The sequence below is a fragment of the Pseudomonas sp. GW821-FHT07E12 genome (genome assembly GCF_058986605.1).
This window is the reverse complement of the sequence record NZ_JBYSVX010000023.1, coordinates 1-21,429: the sequence shown is the minus strand read 5'-3', so window position 1 is coordinate 21,429 and position 21,429 is coordinate 1. Positions and strand designations below refer to the sequence as shown.

The 21,429-nt window shown below is 65.6% G+C and carries 15 protein-coding genes; 7 read left to right on the top strand and 8 right to left on the bottom strand.

Annotated elements, in window-relative coordinates:
• Positions 1 to 2: 2 nt before the first annotated feature.
• A complete protein-coding gene (locus tag AC3WJE_RS13435; protein WP_493731315.1) occupies positions 3 to 944 on the bottom strand; it encodes a hypothetical protein in 942 nt (313 codons plus the stop codon).
• 375 nt (positions 945 to 1,319) lie between these two features.
• Between AC3WJE_RS13435 and AC3WJE_RS13430 the strand changes: the two genes are divergently transcribed.
• From AC3WJE_RS13430 to AC3WJE_RS13415, 4 genes are all read left to right on the top strand, one after another.
• Positions 1,320 to 4,355 carry a galactose-binding domain-containing protein gene (locus AC3WJE_RS13430; protein WP_493731314.1) on the top strand — a complete coding sequence of 1,012 codons (3,036 nt, stop codon included), beginning with the start codon at positions 1,320 to 1,322 and terminating at the stop codon, positions 4,353 to 4,355.
• Positions 4,349 to 5,398: a LacI family DNA-binding transcriptional regulator gene (locus AC3WJE_RS13425; RefSeq protein WP_493731313.1), complete on the top strand. Its 1,050-nt coding sequence runs from the start codon at positions 4,349 to 4,351 to the stop codon at positions 5,396 to 5,398. The genes AC3WJE_RS13430 and AC3WJE_RS13425 overlap by 7 nt, the downstream gene beginning before the upstream one ends.
• A 109-nt stretch (positions 5,399 to 5,507) precedes the next feature.
• Entirely contained in the window at positions 5,508 to 8,540 is a 3,033-nt protein-coding gene (locus AC3WJE_RS13420; RefSeq protein WP_493731312.1) for a TonB-dependent receptor domain-containing protein, read from the top strand.
• A 100-nt stretch (positions 8,541 to 8,640) separates the two neighbouring features.
• Positions 8,641 to 10,176 (top strand): tryptophan halogenase family protein, encoded by a 1,536-nt coding sequence (locus AC3WJE_RS13415; protein WP_493731311.1) that lies wholly within the window; start codon positions 8,641 to 8,643, stop codon positions 10,174 to 10,176.
• Positions 10,177 to 10,977: 801 nt separating this feature from the next.
• Here AC3WJE_RS13415 and pyrF read toward each other — a convergent pair.
• A complete protein-coding gene (pyrF, locus tag AC3WJE_RS13410; protein WP_493731310.1) occupies positions 10,978 to 11,697 on the bottom strand; it encodes an orotidine-5'-phosphate decarboxylase in 720 nt (239 codons plus the stop codon).
• Positions 11,694 to 12,635: a 5'-nucleotidase, lipoprotein e(P4) family gene (locus AC3WJE_RS13405; RefSeq protein ID WP_493731309.1), complete on the bottom strand. Its 942-nt coding sequence runs from the start codon at positions 12,633 to 12,635 to the stop codon at positions 11,694 to 11,696. The genes pyrF and AC3WJE_RS13405 overlap by 4 nt, the downstream gene beginning before the upstream one ends.
• A gap of 113 nt (positions 12,636 to 12,748) precedes the next feature.
• On the opposite strand from AC3WJE_RS13405, the gene AC3WJE_RS13400 reads away from it, so the two are divergent.
• Complete coding sequence (locus AC3WJE_RS13400) at positions 12,749 to 13,402, top strand: YceH family protein (RefSeq protein WP_493731308.1); 654 nt, start codon at positions 12,749 to 12,751, stop codon at positions 13,400 to 13,402.
• 45 nt (positions 13,403 to 13,447) lie between these two features.
• Here the strand turns inward: AC3WJE_RS13400 and AC3WJE_RS13395 are convergent, their stop codons facing one another.
• Together AC3WJE_RS13395 and AC3WJE_RS13390 are read right to left on the bottom strand one after the other, a co-directional pair.
• Positions 13,448 to 13,963, bottom strand: coding sequence for a GNAT family N-acetyltransferase (locus tag AC3WJE_RS13395; protein ID WP_493731307.1), 516 nt, complete (start codon positions 13,961 to 13,963; stop codon positions 13,448 to 13,450).
• Between the two features lie 217 nt (positions 13,964 to 14,180).
• Positions 14,181 to 16,157 (bottom strand): UvrD-helicase domain-containing protein, encoded by a 1,977-nt coding sequence (locus tag AC3WJE_RS13390; protein ID WP_493731306.1) that lies wholly within the window; start codon positions 16,155 to 16,157, stop codon positions 14,181 to 14,183.
• A gap of 112 nt (positions 16,158 to 16,269) precedes the next feature.
• Here AC3WJE_RS13390 and AC3WJE_RS13385 point away from each other — a divergent pair, with 112 nt between their 5' ends.
• Both AC3WJE_RS13385 and AC3WJE_RS13380 read left to right on the top strand, forming a co-directional pair.
• On the top strand, positions 16,270 to 16,965 hold the full coding sequence (locus AC3WJE_RS13385) for a hypothetical protein (RefSeq protein ID WP_493731305.1): 696 nt from the start codon (positions 16,270 to 16,272) through the stop codon (positions 16,963 to 16,965).
• Positions 16,966 to 17,001: 36 nt separating this feature from the next.
• Positions 17,002 to 17,625 carry a thymidine kinase gene (locus tag AC3WJE_RS13380; RefSeq protein WP_493731304.1) on the top strand — a complete coding sequence of 208 codons (624 nt, stop codon included), beginning with the start codon at positions 17,002 to 17,004 and terminating at the stop codon, positions 17,623 to 17,625.
• A gap of 111 nt (positions 17,626 to 17,736) precedes the next feature.
• Here AC3WJE_RS13380 and AC3WJE_RS13375 read toward each other — a convergent pair whose 3' ends face one another.
• From AC3WJE_RS13375 to mutM, 3 genes are all read right to left on the bottom strand, one after another.
• Entirely contained in the window at positions 17,737 to 19,341 is a 1,605-nt protein-coding gene (locus AC3WJE_RS13375; RefSeq protein WP_493731303.1) for an OpgD/OpgG family glucan biosynthesis protein, read from the bottom strand.
• A 69-nt stretch (positions 19,342 to 19,410) separates the two neighbouring features.
• Complete coding sequence (locus AC3WJE_RS13370) at positions 19,411 to 20,460, bottom strand: DUF4380 domain-containing protein (RefSeq protein ID WP_493731302.1); 1,050 nt, start codon at positions 20,458 to 20,460, stop codon at positions 19,411 to 19,413.
• Between the two features lie 105 nt (positions 20,461 to 20,565).
• Positions 20,566 to 21,381, bottom strand: a complete 816-nt coding sequence (gene mutM, locus AC3WJE_RS13365; RefSeq protein WP_493731301.1) for a bifunctional DNA-formamidopyrimidine glycosylase/DNA-(apurinic or apyrimidinic site) lyase — start codon at positions 21,379 to 21,381, stop codon at positions 20,566 to 20,568.
• Positions 21,382 to 21,429: the final 48 nt, after the last annotated feature.

Here is a 21,429-nt window from a genome sequence, read left to right as displayed (position 1 = left end):
CATTATCGCCCAGCCGTCGGGACCGTGTCCGACGGGCTCGGTGTCGGGGCTGGCGCCTCGGCTGGCGGCACCAGCAGGCGCGCGACTTCATCCTGGGTCTGCTGCAGGTACCAGTGGCCCTCGCGCCTGACCAGGCTGGAGGTGGTGTCGATCTCGGCGCCAGCGAGCGGGTACTGGATGCGGACCTGCGCTTCATCGCCCTGCTGGCTGACCAGGCCGCTGCGCAGCTCGTCCAGGGAGGTATCCAGCGGCAGGCCATAGCTGGCCAGCACCGCCTTGAAGCTGCCGAAGAACGGGCCGAGCCGGCGCAGGCTTTCTTCCATGCCGGTCTCACGCAGCGCGGCTTCATTGCCCAGGCCGGTCTTGCGCGCGGCCGCGACCAGCTCGGCGATCGCCTTCTGCGCACGGGCGCGGTCGGTCAGCGGCGCGGTCGCGCCCCACTGGCTGAGCGCGGTGACCAGTTGCACGTAGTGGGCGCGCTGCTCGGGGCTGTAGCTGCTCTGGTTGCGCAGGTACTGCACGCCGAACATGCCCAGCGACTGCGCCGCCTGGCGAACACCGGTGGCCTGCCCGGCGATCTGGGTGTCGAAGTCCTTCTGCAACGCTTTTTCCGCATTCGGCTGGGACAGCACGGCCAGCAGCGCCGGCAGTTCGTCCGACAGCGGCAGTTCGGTCAGCGGCCAGTGGCTGCGGCCCTCGCGCCAGGCGGTTTCCAGCTCGCGGTACTGCGCCGGGGTCACCATCGCCTGGGCGTAGCCGACCAGATCATTGCCGCGCAGGTGCACCGCGAACTGGTGCACCGCCGCGGCGGGCGCGGCATCGGCTCCCGGCAGCGGCGTGGGCGCGCGCTTGCACCCGACCACCAATACGGCGGTCAGGGCAGCGGCCAGCAACGGCCAGGACAGCGGCAGCAACGGGCGGAGCCGGGCAAGCGAAGGCGGCATGGACGATTTCGATTTCCCCGATCGAGCAGCCATCTTGCGGGCTGCTGATGACTACAGCAAGGCATCGGCCCAGGCGATGCATCGAGCATGGGTCATGTCGGATCTTGTCCTGCGCTGTCCATATGCAGACATGCACGGTCACATATGCCTGATTTAGTCCAAGTCATTCATTCGCATGGCACGTCATGTCGAATATTGCGCCGCATCATGTAAACGCTTGCAGTTCCTGATAGCGTGCGCGCCGCCTCGCTTTGGAGGCCCCTGATGGAACGAGGGCGGGGAATGACCGGGAAGTGCACCGACTGCTGGAATACCCCTCACAAGCCAGGCCGCAGGCGCGGTCTTGCGTTCTCGCTGCTTGTCCCGGCCTTGGTATTGGCCTGGACATGCGCCGCCCAGGACCTGCCGCCGCGCAGCCAGTGGCAGGCCAGCAGTTCCTCGCAGCAGGTGCAGGCGATGTCGATCGATCATCTGATCGACGGCGATCCGGCCAGCCGCACCGGCGGCGCATTCAGCCCCGGCCACTGGTTCCAGATCGACCTCGGCCGCACTGCCACGCTTGGCGGCGCGCGCCTGCACTGGGATGTGGCCAATCCCGAAGGCTACCGGCTGCAGACCTCGCTCGACGGCGCGCAATGGCAGGACGCCTTCGTGATGCCCGATTCGCTCGGCGGCATCGAGACCGTGTTCTTCGCCCCGCGCAGCGCGCGCTACCTGCGCCTGGCCAGCCCCGAGCGCACCGCCGACTGGGGCGTGTCGATCTACGAACTGGAACCGTTGGACGCTGCCGCCAGCGCGCGCATCGCCGGGCTCGATCAGGCACAGGCCGCAAGGCTGTGGCAGGGCGGCAGCGCGGTCGCGATCCCCACCGCCCGCGACGGCAGGCACGTACTCGACATCGTCCTGCCACATGCCCAGCCGACCGCCGGCCTGGCGGTGGACTGGGCCGGCGCGCACGGCGCGGCAAGGTTGCAGGCGCAGGACGAACGCGGCCGCTGGATCGACTTGGCACGCGACCCGCAAGCCGGCAGCCGCCAAAGCAGCTGGCTGGCCGGCGACACCGCCGTGACCGCGCGTGCATTGCGGTTGTCGGTGGACGGCGACGCACCGCAGATCGGCCGCGTGCGCCTGCTCGGGCCGGCGGCGTTGATGACACCGATGAAGCGCTACCAGATCGCCGCCACCGGCGCGCAGCGCGCGCTGTTCCCGGCTTCGCTGCATCTGCAGCAGACCTATTGGACGGCGGTCGGCGTGCACGCCGGTCGACAGAAATCGATCTTCGACGAATACGGCAACCTCGAAGCGTTCAAGGGTGCGCCGCTGGTGCAGCCGATCTGGCGCAATGCCGACGGCAGAGCCTCCGGTGCTGCCGACCAGCCAGTGCGGCACGCACTGCGCGATGGCTGGAAGCCGATGCCCTCGGCCACCTGGACGCCGCAACCCGGGCTGGAGCTGGAGAGCGAAGCGTTCGCCATTGAGCTCGGTGGCCAGCCGGTCACCTTCGTGCGGCATCGCCTGCGCAACACCGGCACCACGCCGCTGGACGGCACGCTGACCCTGGCGGTGCGGCCGATGCAGATGAATCCGCCGTGGCAGAACGGCGGACTCTCGCCGATCCGCGATGTCGTCGTCGACGGCGACGCGGTACGCATCAACGGCCGCCGCCTGCTGCAATCGCTGACGCCGGTGGATGCCGCCGGTGCCGCGCCGTTCGGTCCCGACGGCAGCACCGAGATCACCGCCGCGATCGCCAGCGGCCAGCTGCCGGCCACGCGCGAAGCACACGATGCCGACGGCCTCGCCGCGGCGGCGTTGAGCTATCGCGTGCAGCTGCAACCCGGCGCGAGCCGGTCTGTGGTGCTGGCGTTCCCGCTCGGCACCGCTGCGCCTGCAGCTGACGGCACGCTGCCGGAAGCCCCGGCACCGGACCTGAGCGCCGCATCGCGCGAACCCGACACCACCTTCGACACACTCGCCGCGCGCGCTTCCGCCGACTGGCAGGCCCGGCTCGGCCAGGTCGGACTGCGCCTGCCCGATCCCTCACTGGTGGACATGCTGCGCGCGCAAGCCGCGTACATGCTGATCAACCAGACCGGCCCGGCGATGCAGCCCGGCCCGCGCAACTACAACCGCTCCTTCATCCGCGACGGCATGGCGACCTCGGCGGTGCTGCTGCGCATGGGCGAGGCCAAGGTCGCGCGCGACTACCTGGCCTGGTACAGCGAGCACGGCGTGCACGCCAATGGTTTGGTGTCACCGATCCTCAATGACGACGGCAGCGTCAACACCGGCTTCGGCTCGGACATCGAGTACGACAGCCAGGGCCAGTACATCGCGCTGGTCGCCGACATGGCGCGGCTGGATGGCGGTCCGGAGTCGGTGCGCGCCTACCTGCCGAAGGTGAAGGCCGCGCTGCGCTTCCTGCAGGAACTGCGCGAACGCACGCTGGTGCCGGGCTACATGGCCAACCAGCCCGCGCCGGAGCGCTTCGCCGGCATCCTCGCGCCATCGATCAGCCACGAGGGCTACCCCTCGCCGACCCACAGCTACTGGGACGACTACTGGGGTTTGAAGGGCTGGCACGACGGCGCCTGGCTGGCCGAATCGCTCGGCGATCACGAAACCGCCGCGTGGGCTCGCGAACAATACAAGGCGCTGCACGATTCGCTCGCCGCTTCGATCCGCGCGACGATGGCGTGGAAGGGCGCCGACTTCATCCCGGCCTCGGCCGATCTCGGCGACGGCGACCCGACCAGCGTGTCGATCGCGCTTGATCCGACCGGCGCGCAGGACGTGCTGCCGCCGGACGCACTGCACACCACCTTCGCGCGTTACCTGGACGACGTGCGCAAGCGCACCCAGCCCGGCGCGCTGTACGCCTACACGCCGTACGAGATCCGCAACGTGCTCAGCTACGTGCACCTGGGCCAACCGGCGGTCGCCGAGGAGCTGTTGCAGGACTTCCTGCACGACCGTCGTCCGCTGCAATGGCAGGTGCTGGCCGAAGTCGTGCATTCGCGTCTGCGGTTTCCACGCTATCTCGGCGACATGCCGCACACCTGGATCGGCGCCGAATACGCGCGGACCCTGTTCGGCATGCTGATGCGCGAGGACGACGACGCACTGTCGCTGCTGCCCGGCACACCGCCCGCGTGGCTGGCCGGCGAAGGCCTGGCCATCGAGCGTCTGCCGACCGCGTTCGGTACGTTGAAGCTGCAGGCGCAGCAGCGCGGCGACACCTTGAAACTCTCGCTCGGCGAAGGCCTGCGCGCGGACACCGCGCTGCGCGTCTGGTGGCCCACGCGCACGCGTCCGAAGCAGGTGCGCGTCGATGGCCGCACGCTGCGCGACTACGACGCTGACGGTATACGTCTGCAACGCCCGTTCCACACCCTGGAGGCGCAATGGTGACCCGCACCCGCAAACCCCGCGGCGACGGCGGCATCACCATCCGCGACGTCGCCCGCCAGGCCAACGTCTCGGTGGCGACGGTCTCGCGCACCATCAACGGCCAGCAGCACGTGGCCGAAGCCGTGCGCCAGCGCGTGATGCAGGCGGCGCAGGCACTGCACTACGTCCCGCATCACGCCGCACGCAGCCTCAGCAGCCGGCGCATCAACACCATCGGCGTGGTGCTGCCGGCGCTGTACGGCGAGTTCTTCTCCGAGCTGATCCGCGGCATCGACCAGGGCGCGCGCCAGCACGGCTACCACCTGCTCGTCTCCAGCCACCACGGCCACATCGACGAACAGCGCAACGCGCTGCAGCGCCTGCACGGGCGTGTCGACGGGGTATTGGTGATGTCGCCGTGCATCGACGAGAGCGGGCTGTTCGAAGGCGTACCCGCCGGCCTGCCGACGGTGCTGCTCAACAGCGGCCCGCGTTCGGACCGTTACTCGGTGCTGGCCGTGGACAGCTACGGTGGCGCGCGCACGCTGGTCCGCCACCTGATCGACGAAGGCCATCGCCGCATCGTCTTCGTCTGCGGTCCACCGGACAACTTCGATGCGTACGAGCGCCTGCGCGGCTATCGCGACGAGATCGCCCACGCCGGCTTGTCGCCCTGGGAACTGCCCGGGCTGTTCGACGAGGCCTCCGGCTACCGCGCCGGGCAGGCGCTGGCGCATGCCGAGCAACGTCCGGACGCGGTGTTCACCGCCAACGACGTGATGGCGCTGGGTTGCCTGTTCGCGTTCAACCACGCCGGCCTGCAGGTGCCCGACGACATCGCCCTGGCCGGCTTCGACGACGTGCCGATGGCGCGCTATGTGCATCCGGCGCTGACCACGATGCATGTGGACATCGCCGGACTCGGCGCGCGTGGAATGCAATTGCTGATCGACCAACTATCCCCGGTGAATGACGCGGTTCCTACGGCGCCGTCGATCTCCGGCATCTCCCCCGAACTGATCGTCCGCGCCTCGTGCGCGCCTCGGAGGCCCCGCATGGGCTGATCGCCTTCGCATCCGCGTCACCCGCTTGCTGCTTTTCGATTCGTGTCGTTCGCTTCGCTCCAGTTTTTCACACCACCCGTTTTGTGCTGTCCCTTGGGAGAGGGTTGCCATGAGAAAGAATCAACGTTCGCTGTCGAGCCTGCCCGCGCGCAGCCTGCTGTACTGCGCCCTGGCCACCGGCCTGTTCGCCGTCGCGCCGCTGGCGCTGGCACAGACCAGTACCGCCACCGTGCGCGGCCAGGTCGTCGCCGCCCAGAGCGGTGCCGAAGTCACCGTCACCAACGTCGCCACCGGCTCGGTGCGTCGCGCACCGGTCAACGCCGCCGGCAACTACACCATCGTCGGCCTGCCGCCAGGCACCTACACGGTCGAATCCGGCGGCGTCAGCCGCACCGTCACGCTGTCGGTCGCCTCCACCGCCACCGTCGACCTGGGCAAGCAGGCACCGGCCGCACCGGCAACCGACGCCACCACGCTCGAAGCAGTGAACGTCACCGCGCCGTTGATCCGCGACGTGAAGACCTCCGAGGTCGGCAACACCGTCTCGCTTCACCAGATCGAACAGTTGCCGCAGGCCACGCGCAACTTCCTGGAGTTCGCCGACACCGTGCCGGGCATGGTGTTCCAGATCGACGGCAACGGAAACACCAAGCTGCGCGGCGGTGCCTCCAACGCCAGCGCCGGCAACCTGTACATCGACGGCGTCGGCCAGAAGAGCTACGTCAAGGGCGGCGGCATCGCCGGTCAGAGCGACACCCAGGGTAACCCGTTCCCGCAGCTGGCGATCGGCGAGTACAAGGTCATCACCTCCAACTACAAGGCCGAATACGGCCAGATCAGTGGTGCGGCGATCACCGCGGCAACCAAGTCCGGTACCAACGAGTTCCACGGCGAGATGTTCTACCGCTACACCGATCAGGGCCTGCGCGCCAAGCGTCCTGACGAGGGCGACGGCAAGACAGACACGCAGATCAAGGAGTACGGCTTCGCGCTGGGTGGCCCGATCATCCAGGACCGCATGCACTTCTTCGTCGCCTACGAAGGCAAGGACAACAAGGCGCCCAAGAGCGTGCAGCCGTCCGCCGAGGCGGCGCCCTACGTGGGATACCTGCCATCCAACCTGAGCAGCCAGTATGGCGCGGCAAACCTGCCGTTCTCGGAAGATCTGTACTTCGCCAAGATCGATTTCGAGCCAACCGATAACGACCGCTTCGAACTGAGCGGCCAGTACCGCGACGAGACCCAGGTCGCCAATGTCGGCGGCACCAGCGCCGCCGACCACGGCACCAACAAGATCAACAAGGACACGCGTGCCAATATGCGTTGGCAGCACAGTGCCGACGCCTGGTACAACGAGCTGATCGTCGGTACCGAGAACTCGGAGAACAACCCGACCCCGATGAGCATCGGCAACGGCGCCATCTACAGGTATCTCAACTACAACGACCCGAACATCGGCGAGTACACCTATCTGGAAACCGGCTCGGCCGGCGGCCTGAACGTACAGCGCAAGAGTCAGAAGGGCTGGTTCCTGCAGAACGACCTGACCTTCACCAGCTTCGAGTGGCACGGCGACCACACCATCAAGATCGGCGTCAGCTACAAGGACATCAAGCTGACCTCGCAGGACGCCGCTGCGACGAATCCGCAGTTCTACTATTCCGTGGATGCCGATGGCGTCGCCGCCACGCCGTATAAAGTGGACTTCGTTGCGCCGTTCAACACGCCGGGGCAGAAGTCGACCGTGGAGTCATCCTCCAAGCAGTACGGCATCTACCTCCAGGACGACTGGGTGGTCAACGACAAGCTCACGCTGAACCTTGGCGTGCGCTGGGACTACGAGGATAGCCCGGCCTATACCGACTTCGTCACCTCGCAGGCCTTCGTCGATGCCCTGTACTCGGACGACGTGGCCAATCCGGGCCATCCGTGGGCCGACCGCTTGCTGCCCAGTGGCATCAACGTCGCCGACTACATCAGCAACGGCCACAACCGCAAGAACTTCAAGGACGCCTGGGCGCCACGCTTCGGCTTCTCGTATGACTTCTTCGGTGACGAGTCGTCAGTGCTGCACGGCGGTGCCGGTCGCTCCTACGATCGCAACCTGTTCGAACAGCTGGCGCTGGAGACCAGCAAGGCCGCGCTGTCGCCGGTGGTCGTGTACTTCCAGGATCCATCGACCGGCCAGTGCTACCGCTCCGACCGCGTCTGTGCGGCCTGGGATCCGAAGTACCTGCAGGGCGTGGACCAGCTCAACACCATCGACGGTGTCAGCAAGAGCGCCGAGCTGTTCATGTTCAGCAACAAGCTGAAGACACCCTACAGCGACCAGTACAGCATCGGCATCAGCAACCAGGTCGGCGACTGGCTGACCGACGTCACCTTCCAGCGCATCCTCAGCTACGACGGCTTCGCGATGTCGCTGATCAACCGCTATCCGGATGGGTCGTACTTCCAGAACGGCAGCGCGCCATGGGGCGAGCCAGTCCCGGGTTACCAGAACACGATCCTCGGCACCAACGGACTGGAACAGCGCAGCAGCCAGGTGCTGCTGTCGGCCGAGAAGCCGTACACCAAGGAATCGGGCTGGGGTCTGACGCTGTCGTACACCCACACCAACGCCCGCCAGAACCGCAACATCGACGAGCCGTACGCGTTCGACAAGGCGACCATCCACGACTACCCGTTTGTGAAGTCCAATGCGGTGGCATCGCATCGCTTCGTCGCCGCCGGTTCGATCGACGGCCCCTGGGACATCACCTTCGGTGCCAAGGTCGTGCTGGCCACGCCCGAGCCGATCAACACGATCGCCTGCTACGGCCACACCGATGCCGACGGCGCGACCTGTCAGCAGGTCGCGGCGATCCCGCCGGGCAGCGGCAAGTTCCTGATGGGCGGCAAGATCTGGGGCTATCGCACGGTCGATTTCCAGGCCACCAAGGAGTTCACCGTGTACAGGGACTTCAAGCTGTCGGCGCGCATCAACCTGCTCAATGCCTTCAACTTCAAGAACTACGACTCCTACATCTACAACGGCTTTGGCAGTGGCGGCAGCTACGATCCGAACATCGGCATCAACAAGACCGGCGATATCACCTACTACCCGCGCACGGTGACATTCGAGATCGGCGCGAAGTTCTGATCGATCGCGACACCCGGCCCATGCGTGCGCTCCCGGCGCATGGGTCTTCCTCGACGGGGCCTGCGGGCCCCGTCGTTCCATTCATCGCAGGCAGGCCCGCATGATTCCCGCTCCCATCCGCAACCTGGTCATCGTCGGCGGTGGCACCGCCGGCTGGATGGCTGCCGCTGCCCTCTCACGCGTGCTCGGTGCCGGCTACTCGATCCAGCTGATCGAGTCCGAGCAGATCGGCACGATCGGCGTCGGCGAGGCCACCGTCCCGCACATCAAGGCGTTCAACAACCTGCTGCGGCTCGACGAAGCCGAGTTCGTGCGCAAGACCCAGGGCACGTTCAAGCTCGGCATCGAGTTCGTCGACTGGCTGCGGCCGGGCAGTTCCTACATCCATGGTTTCGGCACCGAGATCGGCCATCCGCTCGGGCTGCTGCCGTTCCACCAGTACTGGATCCGCCAGGCCCTGAAGGGCAAGGCCGGCCCACTCGGCGACTACACGCTCAACACCGTCGCCGCGCGCCGCGACAGGTTCATGACCTCGGCCAACGACGCGCCGCCGAATTCGCCGCTGGCCAACATCGCCTACGCCTATCATTTCGACGCCGCGCTGTACGCCGCATTCCTGCGCGAGTATTCCGAGCAGCGCGGCGTGAAACGCATCGAAGGCATCGTCGAACAGGTGCAGTTGCATCCCGAGTCCGGCTACGTCGAGTCGGTCCGCCTGCAGGACGGGCGCGAAATCGCCGGACAGCTGTTCATCGATTGCAGCGGCTTCCGCGGTGTGCTGATCGAGCAGGCGTTGCACACCGGTTATCACGATTTCACCCATTGGCTGCCGTGCGACCGCGCGCTGGCGGTGCCATGCGAAAAGGTCGGCCCACCAACCCCGTACACCCGCGCCACCGCGCGCGATGCCGGCTGGCAGTGGCGTATTCCGCTGCAACACCGCACCGGCAACGGCTACGTGTACTCCAGCGCGCACCTCAGCGACGACGAAGCCGCAGCGACATTGCTGGCCAACCTGGACGGCAAACCGCTGGCCGATCCACGCCCGCTGCGCTTCACCACCGGCCGTCGCAAAGCCTGCTGGAACAAGAACGTGGTCGCACTCGGCCTGGCCAGCGGCTTCATGGAACCGCTGGAATCGACCAGCATCCACCTGATCCAGTCCGGCATCTCCAAGTTGCTGGAACTGTTCCCGCGCGAAGGCATCAGCGAAACATTGGTACAGCGCTACAACGACCGCCTCGCCTTCGAGTTCGACCGCATCCGCGACTTCCTGGTGCTGCACTACACCGCCACCGAACGCGAAGACACCTCGTTCTGGCGGCATTGCCGACAGATCGCACGCCCGCAGGAACTGCAATCGACCCTCGACCTGTTCGCCGACAGCGGCCGCTTCTACCGCAACGGCGATGAGATGTTCGCCGAGATCAGCTGGGTGCAGGTGATGATCGGCCAAGGCATCCTGCCACGCGCCTATCACCCCCTGGTCGACCAAGTGCCCGAAAAGGACATCGAAGGCTTCCTCAGCAGCGTCGGCCAGACCATTTCGCGCTGCGTAGATGTGATGCCACCGCACCAGACCTTCATCGACCGCTTCTGCGCTGCGTTGCCGGTTGCACGACCGCTGCCGGCTTGAGCACTGGCGGTTTGCTGTTGCTGTTGCTGTTGCTGTTGCTCGTGATTTTGCTTTTGCTTTGCCGCTTTTATGGCCCCCCCATCCGCAGCGACGGAGCCAGCGGGAAAAACCCGAAGGGCGACGTGCATGGATGCACGTCGTTTTCTGCCGCGGCATGGATGCCGCGTCAGAAAATCCCGCTGGCGCAGTGGACCCGAAGCGCAGCGAAGGGCGCGAGGACTGGGGCGTGTTTCTTTGGGTTACGTTTCTTTGCACGAGCAAAGAAAGGTAACTCGCTCCGAAGGAGCGAAAGCCTTTGCAGTTGCGGTTGCATTTACTGTCACTGCAACGTCAAACCCAATAAGCAACGTCCATGGATCTTCGATCCCCGGCCATCGGGCATAGCCCGATGGCGCTAAGCACCACGCGAGCCAGTGGCTCGCAAGCCGTGGTGCTTCGCCCCCGCCTTCGCGGGGATGACAGTAGAGAGATGGCTTGGAAGTCGCGGGAGTGATGATAGACAGATCGCGTGGAAAGTCACTGGATCCCCGCCTGCGCGGGGACGACGGTGGATAGATCGTAAAGCTGGTCCCGGCATCGGGTCCGCACCTACGCAAACACCACGACCAAGCCACACCCCATAAAGCACACACATAAAAAAAGAGGCCGGGCTCCCAAAGGAACCGCAGACCTCTCAAAACCCGGCCGAAGCCGGAGGACTGTGTGGCACATCTCCGGCCGCGAAGCCGGATCGCGGCATCCTACGCCGCCGCTGAATCTAAGGCAACACTTTAATTTATCGCCTACAACTATTTGTTTTAACTAAGAAATAGACGAGGCAATTTCGCTCTGAATAGCTTCCGCAGCCGCCCGCGGATCAGCCGCCAACCGGATCGGACGCCCCACCACGATCGCATCGGCGCCATCGGCGAACGCCTGCGCCACCCCAACCGTACGCTGTTGGTCATCGCCTACCGGACCACCCGGCCGAATCCCCGGACACACAATCGAGAAACCAGCCCCGGTAGCACGCCGGATCGGCGCAGCTTCCTGCCCGGAAGCGATCACCCCGTCGATACCTGCAGCCTGCGCCGCCAGCGCGCGCTCGACCACCACGTCGACCGGCTCACGATCGATGCCCATCTGCGCCAGATCCGGCCGCCCCATCGAGGTCAGCACCGTCACCGCCAGCAACCGCATCTCGCCGGTGTTGGCTTCGGCGGCGGCCTGCATCATCGCCGGGTGCCAGCCGTGGATGGTGCAGTAGTCCACCGGCCACTGCGACAGCCGCCGGATCACCCCGCCAACCGTCGCCGGGATATCGAAGAACTTCAGATCGACGAACACGCGCTTGCCGCGCTGCGCCAGCACGTCGAGCACATCGAAGTACTCGCCCGAAGCCAGTAGCTCCATGCCGATCTTGTAGAACGCCACCGACTCGCCGAGCCGGTCCACCCACTCGATCGCCTCGGCGCGGCCGGGCACGTCGAGCGCGAAGATCAGCCGCTCACGCGCGCTCAGCGGCAGCGGGGCGCGGCTCACGGGGCCACGTCCAGCGCGGCGCGCTTGGCATCGTGGCGGGCCTGCCACGGCTGGCTGTAGTCGTTGTTGAACTGTGCCGGCTCCCAACCGCCATAGCTCGGGTTCGGCAGCATCCACCAGCGCTCGCCAAACCAGTCGTGGTACTGCTGCAGCAAGGCGCCACGGCCTTCCGGCGTATTGGCGACAACCTGCACGAAATCGCCGAGCTGATCGCCGAACTGCATCAGCACGCGGTACTGCTGGCCGGCCAGACGGCGACGGCAGTTCTTCTCGCTGCCGTTCTGCTCGCAGTCCTTCACGAAGGTGCCCAGGCCCAGGAACACGCTGTCATCGGCCACCGGCATGCCGACCGCCCTGAGGTTGGCGAGCGTCGCCTCCTTCAGGTGCACGGCGCGATTGGAGATGTACAGCACGGTGATGCCCTTGGCATTGGCGGCGCGGGCGAAATCGACCACGCCGGGGATCGCCTTGGCCTTCTTCTCGGCCACCCAGGCGTCCCAGCTCACCTCGTCGTATTCCTTGCCGTTGCGTACCAGCCGCGCCTGGTAGGGCGAGTTGTCGAGCACGGTCTCGTCCACGTCCATCACCACCGCCGGCTTCAGGCCGGTCGCGACGTTGCCGCGCTCCTCCGGCACCAGCGCGTCCCAGTGCTTCTCTTTCAGCGCAGCATCGAGCTTGTCGGCGGCGGCGCGATAGGTCTGTTCGGTCAGCGCCTTGTACTCCTCCGAACGCTGCATCCACAGCACCGCATTGAGGTTGTCATCGCCGGCGGGAACGCCGGTGCTCGGCTTGGCCGGCGCTTCCACCGCCTCGGCCTTGGCTTCCGCGGGAGCCTGTTGCGCCGCCTGCGGCGCGGTATCGTCCGCGCGCTTGCACGCCGGTAACACCAGCGCGGCGGCGATCAGCAGCGGGAGGGAAAGCGAAGCGGAACGGCGCATGGCATCCAACCAGATGAAAGGCCGCCAATTCTACCGGCTCGGCTGGCAACGGGGTTTCAGCGGGACGACACCGGCATCGACTATCCTGCGCGCCCGTCTTCCGGAGCCCGCGCATGAGCACTGTTCCCGCCCCCGACCTGCCGATCCTCGACATCGCCCAGGCGCGTGCGTTGGGCTGCCTGATCGAGAAGGAAGCCACCACCCCCGATGCCTATCCGCTCACGGTCAACGCCACCCAGGTGGCCGCCAACCAGAAGACCGCGCGCGAGCCGGTGCTGACGCTGGAGCCGGGCGAAGTCCACCACGCCCTGCGCAGCCTGGAAACGCTGGGCTGGGTGCGCCAGCAGTTCTCCTCGCGCGCCGAGCGCTACGAGCACCGGCTCGACAGCGTGCTCGACCTGACCCGCCAGCAGGTCGCGCTGCTGGGCCTGCTGTTGCTGCGCGGACCGCAGACCATCGGCGAGCTGTTCGCACGCAGCGAACGGCTGGCGCGCTTCAACAACCCGGAAGACCTGCGCCACCACCTCGACCGGCTGGTGCAACGCACGCTGGCGGTGTTGCTGCCGCGCGCCAGCGGGCAGCGCGAGGACCGCTACATGCACCAGCTGTGCGGGCTGGTGGACGTGGCGGCGCTGGCAGCCGCGATGCCGGCCGGACGTGCGACCTCGGATGTCGGCACCAGCGGACTCGAAGCCCGCGTACAAGCGCTGGAAGAACAACTGGCGCGGCTGCAGGAGCAACTCGCGCCGCTGCTGGAAGATCGATAACAGCAGGTCACCGACTGAATCGGGAGCGCGGCACTCCCGGTTACTTCAGAACGTGATCTCGTAGTACCCCAACGGCTCACGTTCGGCCGCGATCATGTAGTCACCCTGGCGACGCAGGCCGAGTTTCTCCAGCAACCGCACCGAGCCCACATTGCCGGGCGAGACGATCCCGCACACCGCGCTCATTCCAAGCACGTCGCGCGCATACGCCATCACGCCGCGCGAGGCCTCTTCCGCATAGCCGCGCCCGTGGTACTCGCTGAGTATCGCGTAGCCGATATCGGCCAATGCCAGATCGGCGCGTTTGATCAGCCCGGTGGTGCCGATGAACGTGCCCGTGTCGCGCAACTCCACCGCGTAATGACCGAAGCCGTTGTGCGCGTACTGCGCCCCGGGCCAGCCACGCAGGTATTCGGCGGCCTGCTCGACGCTGCGCACGCCGCGATCGGCGATACCCCGGATGAAACCCGGGTCGTTCAGCAGCGCCAGCATCACCGCGGCATCGCGTTCCGGTTCCAGTTCACGCAGGTGCAGGCGCTCGGTTTCGATCAGGACAGCCACGGTTCGCTCCGGCAGGAAGAACATGCAGACTGCCGCGCCGAGGCCATGTCGGCAAGCCTCCGGTGTGCCATAGGTTCCTTGTCAGACTTGGACGACCGTTAATGGGTCCAAGCTCGTCATTCCCGCGAAAGCGGGAATCCAAGGACATTGCTCCTTACTGCGCTCATGTCCATGGATTCCCGCTTTCGCGGGAATGACCGCCATTTATGCCCTACAACTAATCAAACAACGCCTGGATAGCCGCCAATCCCGCCTTGGCCCGCTCCTGCTTGCGCTCGGCATCGGCGACCGGGTCGGCCCCGTCGCGCTGGATCTCCCCGGCCGGAATCTCATCGAAAAAACGGCTCGGCTTGAGCCGGATCTGCTCGCCGAACTTGCGCGTCAAGCGGCTGTAACTCATCCACAACTGCTCCTTGGCGCGGGTGATGCCCACGTACAGCAGCCGTCGTTCTTCCTGCAAGTTGCCCTCGTCCAGGCTGACCTCGTGCGGCAGCACGCCGTCCTCGCAGCCGACGATGAACACGTAGCGGAACTCCAGTCCCTTGGACGCATGCAGCGTCATCATCCGCACCTGGTTGCCGCCGTCGTCCTTGTCATTGCGCGACAGCAGCGCCAGCTGCGCGGCCAGATCGCCGGCGCTGGCGCCGCGCGGGCCACCTTCGAACCATTCCGCCAGCTCTTCCACGTTGGCCTTGCGGCGCTGGAACGACGGCTCGTCCTTGGCCTGGTTGCGCAGCTCGCTGACCAGACCGGATTTCTCGGCCAGCAGCCGCACCAGATCCGCCGCCGGCAGGCGTGGCGCCGCCTGACGCAGCTCGCGCAGGATGTCGGTGAACCCGCTCAGGCCGTTGGCCGCGCGCGGCGGCAACTGCTGCAGCGCGCCCATCGACTCGGCCGCGCGCGACATCGGCACCTGCTTGGTCGAGGCCAGCTCGGCCAGCTTGGCCAGCGAACTGGCACCGACCTCGCGCTTGGGCGACTGCACCGCGCGCAGGAACGCCGCATCGTCGTCCGGATTGACCAGCAGCCGCAGCCACGACAGCACGTCCTTGACTTCCTGGCGCTCCAGGAACGCCGTACCCCCGTTCAAGTGATACGGCACCCGCAGCAACTGCATCGCCTTTTCCAGCGGCCGCGACTGGAAGTTGCCGCGGAACAGGATGCAGAAATCACTCCACGGCACCTGTTTCGCGGTGGCGATGAAGGAGATTTCCGCCGCCACCTTCTCGGCCTCGTGCTCGCTGTCGCGGCATTCCCAGACGCGGATGCGCTCGCCATCAGCCTGGTCGCTCCACAGCGTCTTCAGGTGCTCATGCGGGTTGTGCGCGATCAACGCGTTGGCCGCGCGCAGCACGCGGTTGGAGCAGCGATAGTTCTGCTCCAGCTTGACCACTTCCAGCTGTGGATAGTCGGTACCCATCTGCAGCAGGTTTTCGGGATTGGCGCCGCGCCAGGCGTAGATGCTCTGGTCGTCGTCGCCCACACAGGTGAAGTTGCCCTTCGGCCCGGCCAGCATCTTCAACAGCCGGTACTGCGCATCGTTGGTGTCCTGGCACTCGTCCACCAGCAGGTAGCCGATGCGCTCGCGCCAGGCCTTCACGATGGCCTCGTCGCCCTCCAGGACCTGCACCGGCAGGCGGATCAGGTCGTCGAAATCCACCGCATTGAACGTGGTCAGCCGCGCCTGGTAGCGCGCATACAGGCTGGCCGCCTCCAGCTCGCGGTTGGTACGCGCCGCCGCCATCGCCTGCTCCGGCGACAGACCCGAGTTCTTCGCGCGCGAAATCAGGTTCTTCGCGTCCTCGATCGCATCGGGCTTGGCGCCATGCAGCAGATCCTTGATCTGCGCGGTGGCGTCATCGGTATCGAAGATCGAAAAGCCGCGCTTGAGTCCCACGGCCTCGTGCTCGACCTGCAGGAACTTCAGCCCCAGCGCGTGGAAGGTACAGATCGTCAGCCCTTCAGCGCCATCGCCGCGGATGCGCTTGGCCACACGCTCGCGCATTTCCTTGGCCGACTTGTTGGTGAAGGTGATCGCCGCGATGCGCCGCGCCGGATAACGCCCGGTGCCGATCAGGTGCGCGATCTTCTCCACGATCACCCGCGTCTTGCCGCTGCCGGCGCCGGCCAGCACCAACAGGGGACCTTCGCAGTGCAGAACCGCGGCGCGCTGAGGGGGATTGAGACCGTGCATGGGTGAACTTCCTGCGGCCGCGCATTGTAACGGTCCGCTCCACCTTGCCCCAAGTTGACGACCATAGCGCCCTACGTTATAGCTTTGGCTTCCGACTGGCCAAGGAGCGTCCATGAAGAACCTCATCCTTCCCCTCATTGGGCTGTCACTTGCCCTCCCCTGCAACGTGCAGGCACAGGTACCAATGTCCTCGCTTGACGTCGAGGTTGCTGAATCCGACGCGATGCGGCAGAGCCACCCCGACCAGCACTACCGGAAGCTGGGATTGGATGCTTACAAATCCGGCAGAACCGGAGCCGCGAGACGTTACTATCGTATGGCCTCTCGCTATGGCGACAAGCTCGCCCAAGGTGCGCTGGGGGAGATGTACTGGAATGGCGAAGGCGGTGATCCTGACCGCGCGCTGGGTTATGTCTGGATGGACATGGCCGCTGAACGTGGCACCCGTCATTTGATCATCCAGCGGGAACGCTACTGGAAGCAACTTAGTGAAAGCGAGCGCCAGCACGCTATGGAGGAAGGCCGCAAGCTCTACGCTGAGTATGGCGACCCAACCGCCAAGCCTCGTCTCGAGCGCGTGCTACGCGTACAGCGTAATCAGGTGGCAGGTAGCCGACTTGGTTTTATTGGCACATCAGATACCTACATGCCGGGATCCAATGGCGGCTACTCGCGTGTCGCATCGGCCCGCTTCTATCAGGATCGTTTCTGGAAGCCCGACGCTTACTGGAAAGCCCAGAACGAGCTAATGGAACGCCAAGGTCGGGTCGAAGTAGGTGCACCGGAAGCAGACACAGAGACTAAGTAGTCGGAAGCGGGACTTTTCGACCGGTAAAATCCCGCCATGGCCAAGCTCTACTTCTACTACTCGGCAATGAACGCCGGGAAGACCACCACCCTGCTGCAGTCCGCGCACAACTACCGCGAGCGCGGCATGCGCACGCTGATCCTCACACCCAGGCTCGACCATCGCGCCGGCAGCGGCGTGGTCGCCTCGCGCATCGGCCTGCGTGCCGAAGGGCATGCGTTCGATCGCGATACCGATCTGGAGCGGCTGGTGGAAGCCGATATCGCCGCACATGGCAAACTGAACTGCGTGCTGGTCGACGAGGCGCAGTTCCTCAGCCGCGCACAGGTCTGGCAGCTCAGCGAGGTTGTCGACCAACTGCGCGTCCCGGTGCTGTGTTACGGCCTGCGCACGGATTTCCGCGGCGAACTGTTCGAAGGCAGCCAGTACCTGCTGGCCTGGGCCGACGACCTGCAGGAAATCAAGACGATCTGCCACAGCGGCAGCAAGGCGACCATGACCGTGCGCGTGGATGAACACGGCCACGCCGTACACGATGGGCCGCAGGTCGAGATCGGCGGCAACGAGCGCTACGTCTCGGTCAGCCGCGCCGAATTCAAGAAGATCATGCGCGGCGAAGGCCGGATCGACCCGCTGCAGGAACCGCTGCCGCTGGACTGAGCTCCCCACAATATTTCGAATATCGTAGGAGCGGCTTCAGCCGCGATGGGGACTTCCTGGGAAAAGCCCCATCGCGGCTGAAGCCGCTCCTACGAAAGCAGCTGCATTCGTTCAATACAACTTGCGCTCCGCCACCGGCGGCGGCGTCCACTGATACAACCAGGTCTCGGTCAACGGACGTCCGTCCTGCCCACGCAGGTACAGGCGGATATCGATCTGCTCGCTGGACTCGTCCGGCGGCACCACGTCGAACATCGCGCGGTAGCCGGTGATTTCGTGCAGCGGCCGTGCCGAAACGATCTCGGTCTTGCCGCGCGACAACTGCAGCACCACCTCGACCTTCAGGTCGTTGGCCTTCGCCAGCCTGGCCAGCTCGCCACCGGCGAAGTCCACCGCAAAGCGCCAGGAAAAGTGCGAACGCTTCTGCCCGATCACGCCGCCCAGGCCGGTACGGGTCGCCACGCAGTGTGCCAGTGGCGAGGACGCCGGCGGCTGCGCGCCCCAGTACAAGCGGTAGCCGTACAACAGCTCCTGCCCGGGCTGCGGCTTCTCGGCCGGGTTCCAGAACGCGACGATGTTGTCGAACGTTTCATCGACCGTCGGGATTTCCACCAACTGCACCGAGCCCCTGCCCCAGCCGGCCTTGGGTTCGACCCACAGGCACGGGCGCTTCTCGTAGAACACGCCGTCGTCCTGGTAATGATCGAAGTTGCGATCACGCTGCAGCAGACCGAATCCCTTCGGATTCTCATCGACGAACATGTTGAAGCGCAGATGCGGCGGATTGCACAGCGGCCGCCACACCCATTCGCCGCCGCCCGTCCACAGCGACAGGCCATCGGTGTCGTGGATCTCAGGCCGCCAATCCCAAGCCATCCGACGATCGTTCTCGCCGTACTGGTACATGCTGGTGCATGGCGCGATGCCAAGCCGCTCGATGGCCTTGCGTGGATACAGCGCCGCATCGATATCCATCAGCAGCACTTCACCATTCGTGATCGCAAAACGGTACGCACCGGCCACGCTCGGCGAATCCAGTAGACCGTAGACCACCAGCGTGTCCGAATCGGCCTTCGGCTGCTCGAGGTAGTAGGCGATGAAATCCGGAAATTCCTCAGGACCACCGGTGCCGGTATCAATCGCCAACCCACGCGCCGACTGGCCGTACTGGCCCTCCTTGCCGACCGCTCGAAAATAGCTGGCGCCCAGGAATGCACCGAAATCACGGTCCGTATCCTGCCGTGTGTTGAGACGGAAGCCGGCGAATCCAAGATCCTTCGGCAGATGCGCGCCCTTCAGGCCGCTGCTGCCGTAATCGAACGCAGCCGGATCGTAGGCCAGCTCCTGCGCCTTGCCATCGACCACGTCGAACATCTGCACCGGCGTGTGGAAATACAGGCCGAGATGGAAGAACTTCGCCTGGAACTTGCCCGGCACGTTCGCCCACAGCGCGTGGTCCTGACGATAGCGGATCGACTGGTACTGATCCCAGCTCATCCCCTCCACCGGCGCCGGCAACGTGCGCTTGTGGCTCTGGTAGGCACGCCCGGCGAGTTCACGCGCCTGGCCTTTCAACCACGCGTAATCGAACGGCTGGGCCTGGCCGAGCCGGCGCAGGCCAACCGCGTTGGCCGCCAGTGCCCATTGCGGAATGGCGGGTAATCCCATTGCCGCCAGTGCGGCAGTGGCATTCTTCAGGAAGTCACGTCGTTGCATGGGCGGTCTTGTCAGGCATCGGAACACACATGATAGCCAGCCATCGGCGATGGCACAGGCATCGCTGGTTCACTTGGGCGGGCAGGCGCCCTGGAGCGCGAGGGCCGTCGCCTGATCGCACAGGAAACGTCGCTGCGCCGCAGCCTCGTCCGGGCCGTCGTAAGCCAGCAGCGTCCACCGTTCGGCAGCCTGCATCGAAGCACCCGGTGCCAGTTGCCGATAAGGCGCGTGCACCTCCATTTCCAGCAGGCCCGACACCGCATCGCCTGCCGGCGCGTCCACGTACAGTTCGATCTGGCCCTGCTCGGGATGGATGCGCTCGCGCGGCTGATGCGCAAAGCGGATCACCAGCACCTGCCGGCCCTGGAAACCCGCCATCCAGCCCGCCGCCGGCTGCACCAGGAACTTGCCACGCTGCGCGCCGGGATCATCCTTCGCAGACAGCGTCCATACGCCATCTGCCTGCGCATGAACGGGCACACCGAAGCCAGCTCCGGCCGGTTGCACGCGCACGTCCGCTTCGCCGGAAACCGGCACGAACACCCGTGTAGCCGCCGGAACCCGCGTGTTGAACCACAGATCCCAGGCAACCGCCTGATCGCGCACGTTGCGTGCCTCGACCTGCAACTCGACACTGTCCGCCCGCTCGCTGGACAACGCGAAACGCTTGCTCAGCTGCACCCCGCTGACCGGGCTTTCCACACCGGCCAACGCAAGCAGCGCAGGCGTGCGCTGCACGATCTTCGTCGTGGCAAAACCCAGATAGGGATCCGGCGGCCAGTTCGCGCGCGCCTGGCGTCGCGCCGGGTTCACCTGCTGATGCAACCACCACTCGCTTTGCGGACCGACCCACACGTCGTGCCCGAGATAAGCGATGTCATCGGCATCCGGGGTCACCGCCGGACTCGGCTGGCTTCGCACCGCCTCACCGATCTTCAGGAAGTTGCTCTCCCCGACCCGACGCAGACCCAACACCCTGCCACCCAGCGCCGGTGTGACCGTCAGTTGGACGGTGCCGTTATCCAGCACGATTTCCTCGACCGACGCGGCATTGGCGGGCACGGATGCCGCGTGGAACGCCAGCACGGCAAGCATGAACGACACGCGGATGCTCGGCATATCAAGGGTTCTCCGCACGGAATGCCGTCGATTGTCGCATCGCTCCAGATCCGCCGGGAAAACCGGATTGATCCCCTCTCCCCCGTAACACCCGATCATCACAGCTCAACGCTGGCAGTGGCTGCACCACACCGTAGCGCGCTGCCCGATCGTCGCATGCTTGAGCATGCGCCCGCAGCGCACACATGCCTCGCCTTCACGGCCGTACACCATCAACTCCTGCTCGAAGTAGCCGGGCGCACCATCGGGGCTGATGAAATCCCGCAACGTCGTGCCCCCGCGCGTGATCGCATGATCGAGGATCTCCTTCACCGCGCTCGCCAAGCGCTCATAGCTGGCCAATGAGACCTTGCCCGCTTCGCGACGCGGCTGGATACCAGCACGAAACAGACTTTCCGCCGCATAGATATTGCCGACGCCGACCACGATGCGCTGATCCATCAGAAAGGTTTTCACCGGCGCGCTGCGTCCACGCGCCAGCCGATGCAGGTAAGCGCCGTCGAAATCATCCGAAAGCGGTTCGGGTCCGAGTTCGACCAGCAGTGGATGCGTCTCGCCCGCAGGCTGCCAGAGCAGGCAGCCGAAACGACGTGGATCATTGAAACGCAGCACATGGCCATTGGTCAGGCAGATATCAACGTGATCATGCGCGCGTACGAGGGTATCGCCAGGCAGCACCCGCAGGCTCCCGGACATGCCGAGATGGATCACTGCGCTGTCGCCCAGATCGGTATCGATGAGCAGGTATTTGGCGCGGCGCCGGATATCGGTGATACGCCGTCCGGACAAACCGGCTTCGACCTCTTCCGGAATAGGCCAACGCAGATCAGGCCGCCGCAGGATGACGCCATGGATCGCCTGCTGCAGGAGATGCGGCAGCAAGCCGCGGCGCGTGGTTTCGACTTCAGGCAATTCGGGCATGTCTGGATTGTATGCCTGCGGTTACTACGAAGTTTATAGGCGCGCAAA

Coding starts and splice junctions, on each gene's coding strand:
- mutM (WP_493731301.1), bottom strand. CDS start 21,381: ATGCCCGAATTGCCTGAAGTCGAAACCACGCGCCGCGGCTTGCTGCCG.
- AC3WJE_RS13425 (WP_493731313.1), top strand. CDS start 4,349: ATGGTGACCCGCACCCGCAAACCCCGCGGCGACGGCGGCATCACCATC.
- AC3WJE_RS13385 (WP_493731305.1), top strand. CDS start 16,270: ATGAAGAACCTCATCCTTCCCCTCATTGGGCTGTCACTTGCCCTCCCC.
- AC3WJE_RS13380 (WP_493731304.1), top strand. CDS start 17,002: ATGGCCAAGCTCTACTTCTACTACTCGGCAATGAACGCCGGGAAGACC.
- AC3WJE_RS13370 (WP_493731302.1), bottom strand. CDS start 20,460: ATGCCGAGCATCCGCGTGTCGTTCATGCTTGCCGTGCTGGCGTTCCAC.
- AC3WJE_RS13435 (WP_493731315.1), bottom strand. CDS start 944: ATGCCGCCTTCGCTTGCCCGGCTCCGCCCGTTGCTGCCGCTGTCCTGG.
- AC3WJE_RS13400 (WP_493731308.1), top strand. CDS start 12,749: ATGAGCACTGTTCCCGCCCCCGACCTGCCGATCCTCGACATCGCCCAG.
- AC3WJE_RS13405 (WP_493731309.1), bottom strand. CDS start 12,635: ATGCGCCGTTCCGCTTCGCTTTCCCTCCCGCTGCTGATCGCCGCCGCG.
- AC3WJE_RS13415 (WP_493731311.1), top strand. CDS start 8,641: ATGATTCCCGCTCCCATCCGCAACCTGGTCATCGTCGGCGGTGGCACC.
- AC3WJE_RS13420 (WP_493731312.1), top strand. CDS start 5,508: ATGAGAAAGAATCAACGTTCGCTGTCGAGCCTGCCCGCGCGCAGCCTG.
- AC3WJE_RS13390 (WP_493731306.1), bottom strand. CDS start 16,157: ATGCACGGTCTCAATCCCCCTCAGCGCGCCGCGGTTCTGCACTGCGAA.
- AC3WJE_RS13375 (WP_493731303.1), bottom strand. CDS start 19,341: ATGCAACGACGTGACTTCCTGAAGAATGCCACTGCCGCACTGGCGGCA.